16 protein-coding genes are annotated in these 18,528 nt (G+C 62.1%); 6 read left to right on the top strand and 10 right to left on the bottom strand.

The window, feature by feature from the left end; translation table 11 throughout:
• Positions 1–19 precede the first annotated feature (19 nt).
• On the bottom strand, positions 20–634 hold the full coding sequence (locus ACM530_RS23195; protein ID WP_262206589.1) for a TetR/AcrR family transcriptional regulator: 615 nt from the start codon (positions 632–634) through the stop codon (positions 20–22).
• A gap of 174 nt (positions 635–808) precedes the next feature.
• Between ACM530_RS23195 and ACM530_RS23190 the strand changes: the two genes are divergently transcribed.
• Positions 809–1,750, top strand: coding sequence for a GlxA family transcriptional regulator (locus ACM530_RS23190; protein WP_145164881.1), 942 nt, complete (start codon positions 809–811; stop codon positions 1,748–1,750).
• Between the two features lie 194 nt (positions 1,751–1,944).
• Here ACM530_RS23190 and ACM530_RS23185 read toward each other — a convergent pair whose 3' ends face one another.
• The gene (locus ACM530_RS23185) at positions 1,945–2,451 is read right to left on the bottom strand and encodes a GNAT family N-acetyltransferase (protein WP_416363257.1); all 507 of its coding nucleotides are present in this window, start codon (positions 2,449–2,451) and stop codon (positions 1,945–1,947) included.
• A gap of 188 nt (positions 2,452–2,639) precedes the next feature.
• Between ACM530_RS23185 and ACM530_RS23180 the strand changes: the two genes are divergently transcribed.
• Entirely contained in the window at positions 2,640–3,512 is an 873-nt protein-coding gene (locus ACM530_RS23180; RefSeq protein ID WP_106579591.1) for an undecaprenyl-diphosphate phosphatase, read from the top strand.
• 768 nt (positions 3,513–4,280) lie between these two features.
• On the opposite strand, the gene yghU is transcribed toward ACM530_RS23180, so the two are convergent.
• From yghU to ACM530_RS23160, 4 genes are read right to left on the bottom strand one after another with little or no spacing between them, the layout of a single operon-like run.
• The gene (gene yghU / locus ACM530_RS23175; RefSeq protein ID WP_404483179.1) at positions 4,281–5,117 is read right to left on the bottom strand and encodes a glutathione-dependent disulfide-bond oxidoreductase; all 837 of its coding nucleotides are present in this window, start codon (positions 5,115–5,117) and stop codon (positions 4,281–4,283) included.
• A gap of 2 nt (positions 5,118–5,119) precedes the next feature.
• Positions 5,120–6,565, bottom strand: a complete 1,446-nt coding sequence (locus ACM530_RS23170) for an efflux transporter outer membrane subunit (RefSeq protein WP_416363256.1) — start codon at positions 6,563–6,565, stop codon at positions 5,120–5,122.
• Positions 6,558–7,727 (bottom strand): efflux RND transporter periplasmic adaptor subunit, encoded by a 1,170-nt coding sequence (locus ACM530_RS23165; RefSeq protein ID WP_416363255.1) that lies wholly within the window; start codon positions 7,725–7,727, stop codon positions 6,558–6,560. The genes ACM530_RS23170 and ACM530_RS23165 overlap by 8 nt, the downstream gene beginning before the upstream one ends.
• 1 nt (position 7,728) lies before the next feature.
• Positions 7,729–10,908 carry an efflux RND transporter permease subunit gene (locus ACM530_RS23160; RefSeq protein WP_369302973.1) on the bottom strand — a complete coding sequence of 1,060 codons (3,180 nt, stop codon included), beginning with the start codon at positions 10,906–10,908 and terminating at the stop codon, positions 7,729–7,731.
• A 327-nt stretch (positions 10,909–11,235) separates the two neighbouring features.
• Between ACM530_RS23160 and ACM530_RS23155 the strand changes: the two genes are divergently transcribed.
• From ACM530_RS23155 to ACM530_RS23145, 3 genes are read left to right on the top strand one after another with little or no spacing between them, the layout of a single operon-like run.
• Positions 11,236–11,652 carry a MarR family winged helix-turn-helix transcriptional regulator gene (locus ACM530_RS23155; RefSeq protein WP_369302974.1) on the top strand — a complete coding sequence of 139 codons (417 nt, stop codon included), beginning with the start codon at positions 11,236–11,238 and terminating at the stop codon, positions 11,650–11,652.
• Positions 11,653–11,655: 3 nt separating this feature from the next.
• Complete coding sequence (mug, locus tag ACM530_RS23150) at positions 11,656–12,183, top strand: G/U mismatch-specific DNA glycosylase (RefSeq protein WP_416365115.1); 528 nt, start codon at positions 11,656–11,658, stop codon at positions 12,181–12,183.
• A 30-nt stretch (positions 12,184–12,213) separates the two neighbouring features.
• On the top strand, positions 12,214–12,816 hold the full coding sequence (locus ACM530_RS23145) for a glutathione S-transferase (protein WP_416363254.1): 603 nt from the start codon (positions 12,214–12,216) through the stop codon (positions 12,814–12,816).
• A 5-nt stretch (positions 12,817–12,821) separates the two neighbouring features.
• Here the strand turns inward: ACM530_RS23145 and ACM530_RS23140 are convergent, their stop codons facing one another.
• A complete protein-coding gene (locus ACM530_RS23140) occupies positions 12,822–13,589 on the bottom strand; it encodes an SDR family NAD(P)-dependent oxidoreductase (protein WP_416363253.1) in 768 nt (255 codons plus the stop codon).
• Between the two features lie 138 nt (positions 13,590–13,727).
• Between ACM530_RS23140 and ACM530_RS23135 the strand changes: the two genes are divergently transcribed.
• Positions 13,728–14,876, top strand: a complete 1,149-nt coding sequence (locus tag ACM530_RS23135) for an aldose epimerase family protein (RefSeq protein WP_416363252.1) — start codon at positions 13,728–13,730, stop codon at positions 14,874–14,876.
• 143 nt (positions 14,877–15,019) lie between these two features.
• Here the strand turns inward: ACM530_RS23135 and ACM530_RS23130 are convergent, their stop codons facing one another.
• Genes ACM530_RS23130 through ACM530_RS23120 form a run of 3 tightly spaced genes read right to left on the bottom strand, consistent with a single transcriptional unit; the run spans position 15,020 to position 18,522 of the window.
• Positions 15,020–16,024 (bottom strand): substrate-binding domain-containing protein, encoded by a 1,005-nt coding sequence (locus ACM530_RS23130; RefSeq protein ID WP_416363251.1) that lies wholly within the window; start codon positions 16,022–16,024, stop codon positions 15,020–15,022.
• 38 nt (positions 16,025–16,062) lie between these two features.
• Positions 16,063–16,926, bottom strand: coding sequence for an SMP-30/gluconolactonase/LRE family protein (locus ACM530_RS23125; RefSeq protein WP_416363250.1), 864 nt, complete (start codon positions 16,924–16,926; stop codon positions 16,063–16,065).
• Between the two features lie 15 nt (positions 16,927–16,941).
• On the bottom strand, positions 16,942–18,522 hold the full coding sequence (locus ACM530_RS23120; RefSeq protein WP_416363249.1) for an aldehyde dehydrogenase (NADP(+)): 1,581 nt from the start codon (positions 18,520–18,522) through the stop codon (positions 16,942–16,944).
• Positions 18,523–18,528 lie beyond the last annotated feature (6 nt).

Here is an 18,528-nt window from a genome sequence, read left to right as displayed (position 1 = left end):
AGTGCCTCGATCGATGGTTTCAGTAGGTGTATGCATCAGCAGGTTCAGGGCAACCCAATAACTGTCGGGTCAGCAGCAGCGCCTCGTCAAAAGGCGCGGATGTTCGGGTGATCTTGCTCATGACGCTGGTCCCCAACCACAGCGCGTACAAGCGCCGAGCCAGGCTTTCGGGGTGTTGCTGAACCGCCAGCGAGCCGTCCTGGATGCCGTGCTGCAAGGCCTCGGCCAGCAAGGCGATGGTGCGAGTGGTGCCGCGCTGCAGGGACAAACGCATTGGTTCTGAAAGGTCTGACACCTCGGCACCGAGTTTGACGGCAAGGCATTTGCCCGCGTCGGTGCAGCCGGTCTGGTTGTCGATCCAGGTGTGCCAATAGCGCATCAACCTGGCGGCCCAGGGCAGCCCGGGTTGCTGGAACAGTTGCTCCATGCCTTTGAGGTATTGGTCGAAATAGGTATCGAGCAAGACCACGCCGAATGCATCTTTGGAATGGAAGTAGTGATAAAACGACCCCTTGGGTACATCGGCGGCTTGAAGTATTTCGTTCAACCCCACGGCAGAAAATCCTTTGCGGCTCACAATCAATTGCGCCGTATCCAGAATGGTCTGCCTTGTACTGTTAGTCGCGTTAGTCATCATTCATCTCGTCCCGATTAGACCAGTCGTCTAGTTCGTTGAGGAGATGTTAGGCGTCGAGAAAAACTTCAACAATGTCATATCCGCAAGGATTTCGGACATGGCACAAAGTCGGTTGCCGTTTGCCTGGCACCCGTCGACAATCCCCTCTCCCACGCCCCTTGGAGAATGACGATGCACAGCGTTGCGCTGATGGTTTACCCGAACTTCCAGTCCCTGAGCCTCAGCCTGGGTTCGGTGTTCGAGTGCGCGAACCTGCTGCGCGGTGAACCGGCTTATGAGTTTCATCTGGTCTCGGAGAGCGGCGGCGCCGTCATGACCTCTCAGGGTTTTTCGGTGAATACCAGCCCGATTCGGCCACAGGGTTATGACACGCTGATCGTCAGCGGCTACCTGGAATTTCGCCTGCCCGAGGCCAACCTGCTGGAAGTGGTCAAAGCCGCCTCTGCGCAGTCGCGGCGCGTGGCCTCGCTGTGCATGGGCATTTTCGTGCTGGCCGAAGCCGGTTTGCTCGAAGGCAAGCGCACCACCACCCACTGGATTCACGCGCCGGCATTTCGCAAGCGCTACCCGGATATTCAGCTCGAAGAAGACAAACTGTTCGTGGTTGACGGCCAGGTCTGGACCGGCGCCGGCATGAGCGCCGGGGTGGACCTGGCATTGGCCATGGTGGAAGCCGACCTGGGCAGCGACCTCGCCCGGCGTATCGCCCGCAAGCTGGTGATTGCCCAGCGCCGCGGCAGTGAGCAATCGCAATTGTCGGCGTTACTGGAACTGGACCCCAAGTCCGACCGCGTGCAACTGGCCCTGGCCTATGCCCGCGAAAACCTGACCCACGACCTGTCGGTGGAAGCCCTGGCCGAGGTGGCTCGGCTGAGCCCGCGCCAATTCAGCCGGGTGTTCCGCGAAGAAACCGGGCAGACACCGGCCAAGGCCATCGAGTCGCTGCGGGTGGAAGCTGCCCGGGCGATGATGGAAACCAGCCGTCACCCGGTCGAAGTGGTGGCCCGCGAAACCGGCTTCGGTGACCGCGAGCGCATGCGCCAGGCGTTTCTGCGCGCGTTCGGGCAACCGCCGCAGGCGATGCAGCAAGTGTTGTTCAACGCGGGTGCCTAGCGGCAGTGATTAGGGCTTTGGCATTTGAGTTGTTTACCCGTACCCAGGCCACGGCGGGTCACCGTGCCCTTCGGATATTCAGGCAAAAAGCGCTGCGAATAGAGTAGATGCCACGGCCTTGGCCTGTGCCATTCAGGGCGAAACCGGCCGACGAGTCCAAGTGCCGCCGTGCCCGGCTAAGTTCAACATCGTGTTTAGTGCAGCGCGGTCCGCGTAATCAAATAACTGACCAACTGCGGATCGTCATCCAGCTCAAGCATCTGCACCGGGCGCGGCAGGTCATCGAGCACCGCGCGCCAGAACGCCTGGGACACTTCATCCTGATCGTAGAACCGCACCAGCCAATTGGTCTCACCACTGCGCAGCACTTGGGTGGCGATAGCGCGGCCAATGCCTTTGCGGCGGTAGCGCTTGAGGATGAACAGGTCGGCCAGTTCCAGTGCGTCGATGCCCGGCAGCTCGCTGCCTTCGATCAGCAGGAAGCCGGCGATGTAGCCATCCACCAGCAGCAGGTTGGCGCTCCATTGCGGGTCTTGCCAGTAGCGGGTCAGGTGCTCGTCATGGATATAGAAACGGCCATCCGACTCCACATCTTCCTGCTCCCAGTCTGACGACTCATAGGCATAGTACTGGTAAAGATTACGGATCAGCTCAGACGCATCGGGGCCGGTCTGGATCAATTCGACGGTGGTTTCAGGCATTGGGCTCTCGGTGAAAATACGCAAAGCCCCATTGTTCACAAAAGTGATACACACGCCAATACATTGCATAACCTTTCTGTTTGCTGAACCGATTGCGGATTTGCTACTCCGCGTCCAATATCCTGAAACATTTAGAATAAACTTCGCCTACTGCTTCTTCTAAAGCCCCTTTTTCAAGGACACGTATTGTGACAAACGTCTGTTCCGCCGGCCTGGATGTGGGCTTTGCCTCTCTGGACTACCTGCAGATCTTCATCCTGGGCGTCATCCAGGGCATTACCGAGCTATTGCCGGTGTCGTCCACAGCCCACATGCGAGTGGTGCCCGCCCTGCTCGGCTGGCAAGACCCGGGTTCGGCGTTTTCCGCGGCCATGCAGTTGGCGGCGCTGGCGGCGGTGGTCAGTTACTTCTGGCGTGACGTGCGCCAGGTGACCACCGGCAGCATCAGTGCGGTGCGCCGGGGCGACTACAACGACCGGTGGTTCAAACTGGCCGTGGCGATTGTGTTGGCCACTATCCCGATTGGGATTGCCGGCCTGGCGCTGTCTTCGACCCTGAATACCTGCAACTCGCCGTTACGCGGCCTGATGGTGATCGGGATTGCCTGCGTGGTGATGGCGGTATTGCTGGCAGTGGCCGAAGTGCGCGCGCGCCACACCCGTGAGATGAGCGAAATGCGCCTGCGCGATGCGCTGATTGTCGGTATCGCGCAGATTGGCGCGCTGATCCCTGGGGTGTCGCGCTCCGGTTCGACACTCACCGCCGCGCTGTTCCTGAACTTCAAGCGTGAAGAAGCTGCGCGCTTTTCCTTCCTGCTGGGCCTGCCGGCCATCGCCCTCGCCGGCTTGAAAGAACTGTGGGTGCTGCTGCACGCCGACATGCCCGCCCACGCCTGGTCGCACTTGATCTTCGGGCTGGTGGTCGCCAGCGTCTCGGCGTTCTTCGCCATCTGGGGCCTGATGAAGTTTCTGGAGCGGTTCTCCACCTGGCCGTTCGTGATCTACCGCGCGCTGCTAGGGATTTTCCTGATCGTGGCGGTCAGCACCGGCTTTTTAAGTTAAACCGTGCGGAGCCAAGCCCCAGGCTGGCGGTCGGCCCAAAAGTAACCAAAAGGCTCTTGCCCCACCACTTGGCACCTCGCTTGGGCTCGGTGTGCCCTCACGCAGGCTTTGGAGCGTGGGCTGCCTAAGATCAAAATCAAAAGCAAAGCACGGCGGCCTAGTAGCCGACCTGAGTGGTAGAAGCCAAACCGAGGCGGCCTGACAGCCGGCCTGATTCTGGAACCTGAACTCAATCAAAGGTGGGAGCTGGCTGCCTGCGATGGCATCAGCTGGGTGTCACTGATACACCGAGGTGTCTGCATCGCAGGCAAGCCAGCTCCCACAGAAAAGCAAAAGCAGTGATGTGCTGGCGGCTGAACTCGCTCCCACATTTGGAGCTCTGTGCATCAGATAGAGGTGTGTTGATCTGCTGTTGATCTGCTTTTGCTTCTACCACTCAGGTCGGCTACTAGGCCGCCGTGCTTTTGCTTTTGATCTTGCTTGTGATCTAACAGGCCCCGTCAACCACGCTGGCCGAACGCAGGCTTGAATCCGTGGGTAACCCGGCAGGACGCCGGGTTAGCCGCGTTGGGCCATGGATGGCCCGTCGCGGCGGCCCACGGATTCAAGCCGGAGTGAGGGCACACCGAGCCTAGGCGAGGTGCCGAGTGGTGGGGCAAAGACCTTTTGGTTACTTTTGGGGCGTTTGCCAAAAGTGACCCGCTGTAAGAGCGGAACCGCCAGTGGCCGTTACCGCAGCAACGGATATGTACCCCCCCAAAAAAAAAGTCAGTCCAAATCACTCGCATCATGCCGCTCACGCAACTGCTCCGAAACCTCCCCAGAAACCCGATTCACCCTGCGCCCCCGCTGCACCGCCGGCCGCGCCTCAATCGCGTCCGCCCAACGCAGCACATGCTTGTACTCATGCACCGACAAAAACTGCGCCGAAGCCCCATACAACCGGCCTTTGACCAACCCGCCATACCAAGGCCAGATCGCAATATCCGCAATGGTGTACTCATCCCCGGCAATGTACTCACTCACCGCCAACCGCTGATCCAGCACATCCAGCTGGCGTTTGGTCTCCATGGCAAACCGATTGATCGGGTACTCCATCTTGCTCGGCGCATACGCATAAAAATGCCCAAACCCGCCGCCCAGGTACGGCGCACTGCCCATCTGCCAGAACAACCACGACAAACACTCCGCACGCGCCGCCGGCTCAGTGGGAAAGAACGCCCCAAACTTCTGCGCCAGGTACTGCAAAATCGCCCCCGATTCGAACACCCGAATCGGCGTATCCCCACTGCGGTCCAGCAACGCCGGGATCTTCGAATTCGGGTTCACCGCCACAAACCCGCTGCCAAACTGATCACCGTCACCGATCTTGATCAGCCAGGCGTCGTATTCCGCGCCGGCGTGCCCCAGGGCCAACAGCTCTTCCAGCAGGATCGTGACCTTCTGGCCATTGGGCGTGGCCAGCGAATACAGCTGCAACGGGTGCTTGCCAACCGGCAATTCCTGCTCGTGAGTCGCACCGGCGATTGGCCGGTTGATACTGGCAAAGGTGCCGCCGCTTTCAGTGTCCCAGGTCCAGACTTTCGGGGGTACGTACTCGGTCATGCTCACTTCTCCTTGGTTTCATCAGGGGTCGACGCAGCCAATTGAGCCACGTTCCATCCGCCGCCCAGCGCCTTGATCAGGCCCACATTGGCGCTCAATTGCTGAGTTTGCAATTGCAACACGCTGCGCTTGGCTTCCAGCGCCGCCACTTGCGCAGTTACCACATCCAGGTACGCCACGGCGCCCTGGCGATAACGCGAGGTGGACAGGTCTTCGGCGTATTGCGCTGCAGCCGCCGCATCACGCTGATCATCCAGGGCCGTGCCCAGGCCGGCGATTTGCGACAGGTTGTCCTCCACCTGCTCGAACGCACCCAACACCACGCCCCGGTATTTGGCCGCCGCTTCATCGGTGGAGGCCTTGGCGATATCCACCTGGGCCTGGCGCGCGCCGCCGTCAAACAGGGTGCCCACCAGTGATGGGCCGATGGCCCAGAACAGGTTGGGCGCGCTGAGCAAGCGGGCAAACTCGTCACTCTGATAACCGCCTTGGGCGCTCAGCGTGATCTGCGGGAACCACGCCGCCTTGGCGACGCCAATCCGCGCATTGGCCGCAGCAATACGACGCTCGGCAGCCGCAATATCCGGCCGACGCTGCAACAGGCTGGAAGGCACGCCGGTCGGCACGTTCGGCAAGGCAATCGGCGCCACGTTCACGGCGACGCTATAAGTGGAAGCCGACTCACCGAGCATCGCCGCTATCGAATGCTCCAGCAGCGCCCGTTGCACCTGGCTCTGGCTGAGCTGCGATTTAACCGTCGACAACTGCGTACGCGCCCGCGCCACATCCAGGCCGGAGACGATACCGCCGCCATGCAAACCTTCGGTCAGGCCAAGGGCCTTGGCGTAAGCGTCGCGCGTCTGCGCCAGCAACTGGTTCTGCCAATCGATACCGCGCAGGCGGATGTAGCTGTCGGCCAGTTGCGCCTGCAGGCTCAAGCGTACCGACGCCAGGTCTGCCTTGGCCGCATCAGAGTCGCTGGTGCCGGCGGCCACGGTGTCGCGCACGCGGCCCCACAGGTCGACTTCATAGTCGACTTCAAGGCCCAGGGTCGCGGAGTTGTAGACATCCGGTGAAGTGGCCGAGCGCAACGGCTTGGTGTCTGACTGGCGAATGCGCTGGCCGTTGCCAATGGCCGAGATCTTCGGGAACAGCCCCGAACGGTCCTGGGCCAGGAACCCTTGAGATTGCTGGTAATGCGCGAGCGCCGCGCTCAGGTCGGCGTTGTTTTTCAGCAACTGCTGCTGCATCGCATCCAGCTGCGGGTCGTTGTACACGTGCCACCAGCCATCCCGGTTGGCCTGATCGTTCGGCGTGCCGACCGTCCAGGGCCCTTGGGTGTGAAACTGCGCGGCCATTGGTGTTTGCGGCACGTTCAGCGGTGGCGCCAACGAGCAGGCGCCCAGGCTCAACGTGGCGATCAAACCCAGCACATTGCGCTTAGCCATGGGGTTTGACCTCAGTGGCAGCGACCGCCAGCTGCACCGAATCATCATCAGCCAGGCCATCGGGCGGCGTGTCGATCACGCGGTCGGCAGCTTGCAGGCCGCTGGCGATTTCGACGCTGTCACCAAAATCGCGAGCGATGCTGACGGTCTTGAAGTGCACATGGTTGTTGGCGTCCAGGGTCGCGACGCGCATGCCCTTGTCATCGAACACCAAGGCGCTGGACGGCACGCGGATGACGTCGGCCTGCACCGGCAGGTCAAACTGCACGCTGGTGTAGCCGCCGGGCAGCAAGCGGCCACCGGGGTTGTCCACCAGCAATTGCACGAGTGTGCTGCCGGAGGCGGCGTTGACCGCGTCGGCGGTGGCAATCACTTTGCCGGTGAAGGTTTCGACGCGGTACTCCGGCACGCTGAGGCGCGCGGTGGTGCCTTCGCGAATCTGTGGCGAGAAGGTTTGTGGCACCTGCACATACACGCGCAGGCGGCTGACATCGGCCACCGCAAACAGCTCCTTGCCGGCGGTCCCGCCCGCGCTGATCAACGCGCCTACGTCAGTGCTGCGCGCGGTGACCACACCGGCAAACGGCGCGACCAGATGCTGGAAGCCCTTGGTTGCGACCAGCTGGTCGACATTGGCCTTGGCCGCCGCCACTTTGGCTTGCTTGGCGGTCAGGTCGCCGGTGCGTTCATCCACGTCCTGGCGCGACACCGAGTCGTTCGCCAGCATGGCCTGCCAGCGTTTGGCGGTTGTTTCGGCGAGGTGCTCATCGGCTTGGGCCGAGGCCAATGTGGCACGGGCCTGCAGCAGTTGCTGGTCGAGTTCCGGGGTGTCGATTTCAGCCAACACTTGCCCGGCTTTGACGCGGGTGCCGATGTCGACATTCCAGGATTTCAGGTAGCCGTTGACCCGGGCGAAGATCGACGCGCGTGAATACGCCTCCATCCGCCCCGGCAGGTTGAGCACCGGGCCCTGGGCTTGCACCACCGGCTTGATCAGGTTGACGCTGGGCAGCGCCTGGGCGTCGGTCCAGGTCTTGAGGTCGCGCGATTCACTGGCGCGCACGCCGATGCCGACACCGACGATAACAACCACCACTGCCGCGCCCACGATCAGCCACAGCAGGCCACGGGAAGACTTGGATTTAGAAACGGAAACGGACATGTCAAACCCCTTGGGTAACGGTGGTCGCACGCGTGGCGTGCTGGCGACGCCCGTGGACAAGACTGAAAATCAACGGAACCAGAATCAACGTGGCGACGGTGGCAAACGCCAGGCCGCCGATCACCGCGCGGCCCAGTGGCGCGTTCTGCTCGCCGCCCTCGCCCAGGCCCAAGGCCATGGGCGCCATGCCGATGATCATCGAAATGGCCGTCATCAACACCGGCCGCAGCCGCGTGAAGCCGGCTTCGAGCGCGGCCTGCACCGCATCGCCGTGCACCGCCAGGCGTTCGCGACAGAAGCTCACCACCAAAATGGCGTTGGCAGTGGCCACGCCCATGCACATGATCGCCCCGGTCAGCGCCGGCACCGACAGCGGCGTGTGCGTGACAAACAGCATCCACACGATGCCCGCCAATGCCGCCGGCAACGCAGTGATGATCACAAACGGGTCGGCCCAGGACTGGAAGTTGACCACGATCAGCAAGTAGATCAGCACCACCGCGCCGAGCAGGCCGAACAGCAAGCCACTGAACGCGGCGTTCATGGTCTGTACCTGGCCTTGCAGGATGACCTTGGAGCCGGTCGGTACTTCACCGGCGTGGGCGGCGATGATCTTTTGGATATCGGCGGCAACGCCACCGAGGTCGCGGTCCTGAATCGCGGTCAGCACTTCGACCACCGGCTGGATATCCGATTGGGTGAACACCGAATTACTGTGGCTGCGCTGGATATTCGCCAGGCCGCCCAATGTCTGGTCGGTGGCCGCCCCGCTGCCGCCACTCAACGGCAGGTTGTGCAACGCCGCCAGGCTTTCAAGGCTGTACTGCGGGGTTTGCATCACGATCGGGTAGGAAATGCCGTTGGCCGGGTTCAACCAAAAGGTCGGCGCCACTTGGCTGGAACCGGCGAGGTTGACCACCAGGCTGTTGGTCACGTCACGCTCGGTCAAGCCGACCAATTGCGCGCGGGTGCGGTCCACGTCGATATTGAACGTCGGCAATTGCCGCGACTGCTGGATGCGCGCATCGACCACGCCCGGCACCCGGCGAATATCCCGCAGCAACGCGCTGGCGTACGTGAAGTTGCCCGCCAGGTTATTGCCGGTGATTTGCAGGTCAATCGGCGCCGAAGAGCCGAAGTTAAGGATCTGCCCGACGATGTCCGACGCCGGGAACGAGAACACCGCACTGGGGAACTCGCGTGGCAGGGTTTCGCGCAATATGCGCATGTATTCTGCCGTCGGGCGGTGGCCTTCATTGAGGCTGATCTGAATGTCGCTGTCCTGGGAGCCCACGGTGCCGGTGTTGTTGTACACCACGTTGATGCCACTGATCGACAGGCCGATGTTGTCGACCAACGCCTTGAGCTCATTGGCCGGGACCTTGCGCCGGATCGCGTTCTCGATGTCGGCGATCAAGTGCGCGTTGCTTTCCACCCGCGTGCCCACCGGGGCACGCACGTGCAGCAGGATCAGCCCGGAATCGACCTCCGGGAAGAAGTTGCGCCCCAGGAACGGCACCAGCGCAAACGACACCGCAACAAACGCCAGCAGGCCGATCACCACCGTGCGGCGATGGTGCAAGGCACTGTCCAACACGCTGTGGTAGCGCTCGCGAAAGCCTTCAAAACGCCGCTCGAAACCACGTTGGAAATTCACCAGCGGATTGCGCGACGGCGCGTGCCCGTCCTCACCGTGCACATGCGGCTTGAGCAGGTAGTTGGCGAGCGTCGGCACCAGCGTACGCGACAGGATGAACGAGGCAATCATGGCGAAAATCACCGCCTCAGCCATCGGTACAAACAGGAAGCGCGCCACGCCGTCGAGGAAGAACATCGGCACAAACACGATGCAAATACACAGCAGCGAAACGAACGCCGGCGTGACGATCTGCGCCGCGCCGTCGAGGATCGCGGTCTCCACCGGCTTGCCCTGCTCCAGGTGCCAGTTGATGTTCTCGATGGTCACCGTGGCGTCGTCCACCAGGATGCCGACTGCCAGCGCCAGGCCGCCGAGGGTCATGATATTGAGGGTTTCGCCCAGAGCCGAAAGCGTGGCAATCGAGGCCAGGATCGCCAACGGAATCGACGTGGCGATGATCACCGTCGAACGCCAGCTGCCAAGGAACAGCAGGATCATCAGGCTGGTCAGCGCCGCCGCGATCACGCCTTCACGGGCCACGCCGCTGATGGCCGAGCGCACGAACAGTGACTGGTCGCCGATCAGGTCGATGTTCAGGTCAGGCGGCAAGGCGGCCTTGTTGTCCGCGAGCTTTTCCTTGATCCCGGCGATCACGCCCAAGGTCGATGCCGAGCCGGTCTTGAGCACCGGCAGCAGCACCGAGCGGTTGCCGTTCACGTGCACGATGTTGGTTTGCGGCGGGTTGCCGTCGCGCACGGTGGCCACATCGCGGATCAGCACGGTGGTGCCGTCGGCGGTCTTGATCGGCAGGTTTTCCAGGTCATGGAAATCCGACGGTGCGTTGTTCAGTTGCAGGTTGAATTCGTAGCTGCCGATCTTCTGCGTGCCCACCGGCGTGATCAGGTTCTGCGTGGCCAGGGCGGTGGCGACGTCTTGCGCCGACAGGCCGCGCGCCTGCATGCGCGCCGAATCAAGGTCGATCTGCACCTGGCGGCTCTTGCCGCCAAATGGGTATGGCAGCGCCGCACCGGGCACGGTGGTGAGCATCAGGCGCACCTGGTTAAGGCCAATATCGCCCAGGCGCTGCTCGCTCAAACCCGCGCCCGACAGGGCCAACTGCACGATGGGCACGGTGGAGGCGCTGTAGTTGAGCACCAGCGGCGGCACGGTGCTGGGCGGCAGTTGCCGCAGGATCGCCTGGGACACCGACGTGACCTGGGCGTTGGCCGTGCTGATGTTGACGCCGGGCTGGAAGAAGATCTTCACGATGCCGTAGCCATTCATCGACTGCGCTTCGATATGGCGAATGTCGTTGACGGTGGTGGTCAGCACGCGCTCGAACGGCGACGTGATGCGCCCCGCCATCTGGTCGGGCGGCAGGCCGGTGTACTGCCAGATCACCGCGATGACCGGAATGCGGATTTCGGGAAAGATGTCGGTCGGCGTTCGCCAGGCCGCCAGCGGGCCGATGATCAGGATGAAAATAGCCAATACCAGAAAGGTATAGGGGCGCCGCAACGCGATGCGCACGAGGCTCAGCATAGGAGGTGATCCAGACAGGGGTTGGATGATCAAGCAGGCAGAGCCGTGCCGTTTTCCCGCCTCGCCCCACGCGTTTCCTGGGGAGCTTGTAACGACATCCGGTCACAAAGAGGCATATGCCACGATATCTAATTTAGTGGCGTACGCAACTAATTTGTTTCAAGCTGTCTCAGTCTTCATCTGCAAGCCATCTTCGGTCTGAAAGGCCTTGTCCTGACAGGTCGCGCAGGCATAATCACCCGCTTCGTGTTTTGTATCAGAGAGTATCTGCCCTTGAAATCTGCCCCGCCTTGTTCCGAGAGTCCCAGCGCCTGCGTGAACGGTGCCGTGCGCCGCACGTCCCGTCGCCTGGGCCAGATCTATGACGAGGCGTATGCGCCCTGCGGGTTGAAAGCCACTCAATACGCGGTGCTCAACCGCATCGCCAAGGCCGGCACGCCGAAGATGGGCGAACTGGCGCAAGCCCTGGTGATGGATTTGTCCGCCCTGGGCCACACACTCAAGCCTTTGGTGCGCGATGGCCTGGTAGAGCTGCGTGTGGACGAGTTCGACCGCCGCACCCGCCGCGTGCTGCTGACCGAGCAAGGCCAGCGCACGCACGCGGCCGCCAAGCGCATCTCGACGCAAATGGCCGAGCGCTTTGATCAGGCGTTCGGCCGTGAAGCGGCGGCGCAGCTGCGCCAGACCCTGGATTTTATCGCCTCCGACGAGTTTGCCCGCACGCTCCTGGCCAAGGACGATTAAGCCATCCGCCTCGAAGACATCCTCGCCGACCACCTGCACGTGGTGTTCTGCGGCATCAACCCGGGCAAGGGCTCTGCCGCCCTCGGCCTGCACTTCGCCAATCGCAGCAACCGCTTCTGGCGCACGTTGCACCTGGCGGGTTTTACCCCGCATGAAATCCGCCCGGAGGATGCGCGCACCCTGCTCGACTATCACTGCGGCTTGACCACCCTGGTCGAGCGCCCGACGGCGAGCGCGGGGGAATTGGCGCGACATGAATTCACCGAAGCGGCGACGGCGTTTGAACACAAGATCCGTCGTTGCCAGCCGCGGTGTGTGGCGTTCCTGGGCAAGGTCGGTTACAGCGCGTTGTCCGGCCAGCGCGAGATCGCCTGGGGGCTGCAGCCGCAGCTATTGGGCGGCGCCTCGGTGTGGGTGTTGCCCAACCCGAGCGGGCGCAACCTGGCGTTCAGCCTGGAGCAACTCGTGCACGCCTATCAGCCGCTGCGCGCGGCCATTGCGCAGGCCGGCCCGGTGCCTTTAATCTCTTGAGCCAAACACCCTGAGAGCCTTGGAGGCTTCATGAAACTGGTCGGCATGCTGGACTCGCCTTACGTTCGTCGCGTCGCAATCTCCCTTGAACTGTACGGCGTGGATTTCGTACACGAGTCGCTCTCGGTGTTCAGCACCTACGCTGAATTTTCTGCAATCAACCCGGTGGTCAAGGCGCCCACGCTGGTGCTCGATGATGGAACGGTGCTGATGGATTCCAGCCTGATCCTGGACTACTTCGAAACCCTGGCGCCGACCGACAAGAAGCTTGTGCCACCCAACGCCGGTGCACGCGCCAAAGAGCTACAAGTGCTCGGCCTGGCCCTGGCGGCGTGTGAGAAAACCGTGCAGATCGTCTACGAGCACCACTTGCGCCCAGCGGAAAAACTGCATGAACCGTGGCTCGATCGCGTAACCGGGCAGTTGCTGGCCGCTTATTCGCTGCTGGAAACACACCTGGCCCAGGCGAGCGGTGAACGCCTGAACCAGGCCGCGCTGACGGCGGCCGTGGCCTGGTCGTTCACGCAGTTAAAACTGCCGACGCTGCTCAAGGCCCAGGCGTATCCCAACCTGCAACGCCACGCCAATCAGCTGGAACAGCATCCGGCGTTCAGGAAATACCCCATCGAATAACTGGCCTAGACCCAGCCCCCATCCACAATAAAGTTTTGTGCCGAACACATCGCCGACGCATCGGAGGCAAGAAACAGCGCCATGTTGGCGATGTGTTCCGGCAGCACACTGCCTGGCAAGCACTGGCTGCGGCTGATCAGCTCCCTGGCCGCATCGTCCACCCACATCGCCAGCTGTTTTTCGGTCATGACCCAGCCGGGCACCAGGGTGTTGACGCGGATACGGCTGGGGCCCAGTTCCCGCGCCAGCGCTCGGGTCATGCCATGGGCCGCCGCCTTGCTGGCGGCGTACACCGGGTAGCCCGCCGACGCCATCATCCAGCCGACCGAGCCCAGGTTGATAATCGCCCCGCCGCCCGCGCTTTTCATCATCGGCACCACCGCCTTGGCGGCAAAAAAGGCGTGTTTGAGGTTGACGGCGATCAGCCTGTCGAACATGTCCGAATCGACTTCTTGCAGCGTATGACGCACGTCGTTGGCTGCGTTGTTCACCAGCACGGTGATCGGCCCCAGCGTTTGCTCAAAACGGGCGATCGCCGCTTTGTAGGCGATTTCATCAGTGATGTCGCAACACACGAACTCAACGCTATGCCCTTGGGCACTCAACACCGCCGCGAGCCGCTCGCCCTGGCTTTGCGCGCGGTCCACAAAGGCCACCTTGGCGCCTTGTGCGGCGAAGGCGCGCACCATGAATTCGCCGATGCCCGAGGCACCTCCGGAAATCAGTACGGTCTTACCCTTCAGGTCGGGATAAACGGCGTGTGCAGTACTCATATAACGCTTGCCTCGATCAATTAGTCTTATTTTATTTGGCGTATCTGGTGTTTAAGGCTATAAATTCGCTGTCAACTCGACGAAATATCGCACATTAGTAGAACTATTCCACTGAAAACAACAAAAGGAAGTTCGACCATGAAGCACCCTCGACACCTGCTTTCAGGCCTTGCCTTGTCCACGCTGGTTGCCAGCGGTGGCGCCCAGGCCGCCGGGCTTAGCAGTGAACACAAGCCTTTCGGCAAAACCAACGACGGCACCGCCGTCGAGCAATACATCTTGCGCAACAGCCATGGCATGCAAGCCACGGTGATCACTTACGGCGGCGTATTGCAGTCGCTGAAAGTGCCGGATAAAAACGGCAAGGTCGATGACGTGGTACTCGGTTTCGACGACGTGCAGGGCTATCAGAGCGGTACGGCCTTTTTCGGCGCGAGCATCGGCCGCTTCGGCAACCGTCTGGCCGCCGGGGCGTTCGAACTCGATGGCAAGCGTTACCAGGTGCCGCTCAACGATGGCCCCAACTCGCTGCACGGCGGTGCCCAGGGTTTCGACAAGCACGTGTGGCAGGCCGAACCGGTCAAGGGCAAGGATTCGGTCGGCGTGAAGCTGAGCTACCTGTCCAAGGACGGTGAAATGGGCTTCCCCGGCAACCTGAAGACCGAGGTCACCTACAGCCTCAACGATAAAAACGAACTGCACATCGACTACAAGGCCACCACCGACAAACCGACGGTGCTGAACCTCACCAACCACAGCTACTTCAACCTCGCCGGCGCAGGCAATGGCGACATCCTCAAGCAAGTGGCGACCTTGCATGCCAGCCACTACACACCGGTAAATGCCACGTTGATTCCGACCGGCGAACTGGCTCCGGTCAAAGGCACGCCGATGGATTTCCTCAAACCCACGCCGATCGGCCAGCACATCAAGGACGACCATCCGCAGCTCAAGTTCGCCGAGCCCAAACAGGGTGGGTTTGACTTCAACTGGGCGCTGGATACCAAAGGCGATATCAAGCAACTCGCCGCCGACGTACACGACCCCGCCTCCGGCCGACGTTTGCAGCTCTACACCACCGAGCCCGGCGTGCAGTTCTATACCAGCAACTTCCTGGATGGCACGGTGAAGGGCAAGGCCGGCAAGGTGTATGCGCATTGGAGCGCGTTTACCCTGGAAACCCAGCACTTTCCGGACGCACCCAACCAGCCAACGTTTGCATCGACCCGGTTGAACCCTGGGCAGACCTACACCCAGAACACCGTGTTCAAGTTCTCCGCCGATTGAACTGAGGGAGCGTGCTTGCTCGCGAAAGCGGTGGTTCAGTGCCAGACGCAGTGACTGACACTCCACTTTCGCGAGCAAGCCCGCTCCCACATTCAGTGCTCACTGAGCATGGCTCAGCAGTGGTTCATCGGTTTGGCCACTGCTCAGTTCCAGAGGCCGATTTTTTCCAGTTCCTGCTTGAAGTTCTCGCGGGTGATCAGCGTCACTTCATCCATGGCGGTATACTTCGGTGGTTCCTTGCCGGTGGTGACCCAGTCGAACATCATCTTCGCGGTGTTGTAGCCTTCGATGTGCGGGCTGGGCAGCATTGAGCCGAAGAAGCCGCTGTTGGCTTTCTTCAGTTCGCCGATGGCGTCGGTGCCATTAATGCCGATGCCGATCACATTGGCCGCGGCAAAGCCTGCGGTTTCGGTAGCGCGTACGCCGCCGAGCACCGTGTTGTCGTTCATGCCGCCGATGATCAGGTTTTTCGCGCCGCTGGGCAGCTTGACCAGAGCCGAGTTGGTGGCGTCCATGCTGCCCGGGACGTCGAGGGTCTTTGCGGCGGTGAACAGGATGTGCTCCTTGGGAAAGCCTGCATCTTCCAGGGATTTGACCGAGCCGTCGGTACGCTTTTTACCGGTGTCGAGTTCGTTGAAGGTGTTGATCACCGCATAAGTGTCCTTCCAGTCCCAACCGCGTTTTTTCGCTTCAGCCGCCATCGCCGCGCCCTGCTTCTGGCCGACTTCAAAAGCGGCCATGCCCAGGTACGGCACGTCCTCCATGAAGTTGCCCTTGGCATCGACAAAGCGATCGTCCACGGCAATCACTTTCAGGCCGTTGACACGGGCCTTGGCGACGATGGCCGGGCCGAGGGACACGTCCGGCGGGCAGATCACAAAGCCCTTGGCGCCGTTGGCCGCCAGGCTGTCGATGGCCGCCAGGGTTTTCTCGCCATCGGGCACGGCGATCTTGATCACGGTAAAACCATGTTCCTTGCCGGCCTTTTCGGCAAACGCCCATTCGGTCTGGAACCACGGCTCTTCAGCCTGCTTGACCAGAAAACCGATCTTCACTTCTTCAGCAGCCAGCAACAGGCCGCTCAGGCTCAGGGCTGACACCGCCACAGCGGCGCAGCACAGGGAACGCAAACCACGACGACGATTCATACGGGTGACTCCTTGTTGTTGTTTTTGAATGTCAGGATTTAACCGGCAAAGCGGTGACAGGGTGTGCCGGGCACATCGACCTCGATGGCCAATACCGCGCCATCCAGGGGGTGATCCAATGGGCTGGCGGCGCTGGTGATATAGAGCGTGGTGAGAGTCGGCCCACCAAATACGCAACTGGTGGGGCGGCTGACGGGCAGTTCGATGACGCGGTCCACTGCGCCGTCGGGCGTCAGGCGCAGCAGGCAACTGCCGTCCCAGCGTGCATTCCAGACATAACCCTGACTGTCCATCGCCGAGCCGTCCGGCCCTCCGCGTGGATGCGGGCCAAACCAGACGTGCGCCGGGTCGAGTTGGCCGCCCTCCTGGATCACGTGTCGGTAGAGCGTGCCGTCCAGACTGTCGCCGAAATGCACCTGGCTGCCGTCCTCGCTCCACAGCAAGGTGTTGGGAATGCCCAGGCCGCGCAGCAGCGGCGTGACCTGCGCATCGGCATCGATGCGAAACAGCCCACCGGAACGTCGCGTGATCGGCAGGTCTTCGCCCCGCTCGCCAATGTTGTTCTGCATGGTGCCCAGCCATAGGCGGCCCTGGGCATCGCAGCGCGCTTCATTGCCACGGTTGCCGGGTTGCGGGTCGGCCACACACAGCAGCGTCAGCGCTTCGGTCGACAGGTCGAGCCGGTAGACGCCGCTGCTCAAGGTCACAAGCGCATCGCCGCTTTCACAGGGGATAAACGCCGAGACGTGCTCGGGCAGCTGCCAGATCTGCAACTGCCCGTCCATCAGGCGCAACGCCTGTTTGCCGATGATATTGACCCAATACAGCGCCTGGGTCGGCGCATCCCAAAACGGGCCTTCGCCCAACTGTGCACGGTGTGCGGTAACGGCATTAAACGGCATGTGACCTCCTGTTTTTTACAGCGGCTCGCGCGATGGCGTGCCATCGACCAGCCGCTGGATGCGCAACGGGTTGGCGTTTTTCAACGCGTCGGGCAGCAGGCTATCAGGGTAATTCTGGAAGCACACGGGACGCAGAAAGCGGTCGATGGCCAAGGTACCGACCGAGGTGCCGCGCGCGTCCGAGGTGGCCGGATAGGGCCCGCCGTGGACCATCGCGTCGCAGACTTCAACGCCGGTAGGGTAGCCATTGAGCAGGATGCGGCCGACTTTTTGTTCCAGCAACGGCGTCAGTTCGGTGAACTGCTCAAAGTCGGCCGGCTCGCCGATAATCGTCGCCGTCAGTTGGCCGTGCAGCCCTTGCAAGGCGGCGCTGAGTTGGGCTTGATCAGTCACTTCGACCACCACCGTGGTCGGGCCGAACACCTCTTCCTGCAGCACTTCATCGCCGTCGATCAGCAGGCGGGCGTCGGCCTTGAACAGCTGCGGCTGCGCCTGATTGCCTGCTTGAGCGCTGCCCGCCAGATGCTGGATGCCCGGGTGCGCGAGCAGCTTTTCCAGGCCTTTGCCATAGCTGCTCAAGGTGCCGGCGTTGAGCATGGTTTGCGCCGGCTGATCATTGATCAGGCTGGCCACCTGCTGGGTGAATGCGCTGAACTGCGGCGATGCGATGCCGATCACCAGGCCTGGATTGGTGCAGAACTGACCACAGCCTTGCACCACCGAGGCCGTCAGGTCGCGGGCGATGGTGTGCGCCCGCGCCTGCAATGCCTGCGGCAATACGATCACCGGGTTGATGCTCGACATCTCGGCAAACACCGGGATCGGCTGCGGCCGGGCTGCGGCCATGTCGCACAAGGCGCGACCGCCCTTGAGCGAGCCGGTAAAACCCACCGCCTGGATCGCCGGGTGCTTGACCAGCGCCTCACCGACGCCGCCGCCGAAGATCATATTGAACACGCCCGCCGGCATTTCGGTGGCCTGGGCCGCGCGCAGGATTGCATCGGCGACCTGCTCAGCCGTAGCCATGTGCCCACTGTGGGCCTTGAACACCACCGGGCAACCCGCCGCCAGCGCGGCTGCGGTGTCGCCACCGGCGGTGGAAAATGCCAGCGGAAAGTTGCTCGCGCCAAACACTGCAACCGGGCCCAGGCCAATGCGGTATTGGCGCAGGTCCGGACGCGGCAACGGCTGACGCTCGGGCAAGGCTTTGTCGATGCGTGCGCCGTAGAAATCGCCACGCCGCAGCACGGTGGCAAACAGACGCATCTGGCCGCTGGTGCGCCCGCGTTCGCCTTTGATACGCGCGGCGGGCAGTGCCGTTTCGCGGCACACCAGCGCGATGAAGTTATCGCTCAGCGCGTCCAGCTCGTCGGCTATTGCGTCGAGAAACTGCGCGCGCCGCGAGGCACTCAACGCGCGGTATGCCGGGTAAGCCGCGGCGGCCGCCGTGGCGGCGGCGTCGACTTCTTCGGGGGTCGCCTGGAAAAAATCCTGCGGCAAGGCTTCGCCGGTGCTGGCATCGACACTGTGCAGGGTCACGCTGCCGAGGGCGCTGCGCTGGCCGCCGATGTAGTTGTGGCCGAGGAATTGGGTCATGTTGAT

Source organism: Pseudomonas sp. NFX183 (assembly GCF_047943075.1).
Taxonomy (GTDB): Bacteria; Pseudomonadota; Gammaproteobacteria; order Pseudomonadales; family Pseudomonadaceae; genus Aquipseudomonas.
Note: the sequence above shows the minus strand (reverse complement) of the source record. Positions and strands in the feature narration are given on the sequence as shown.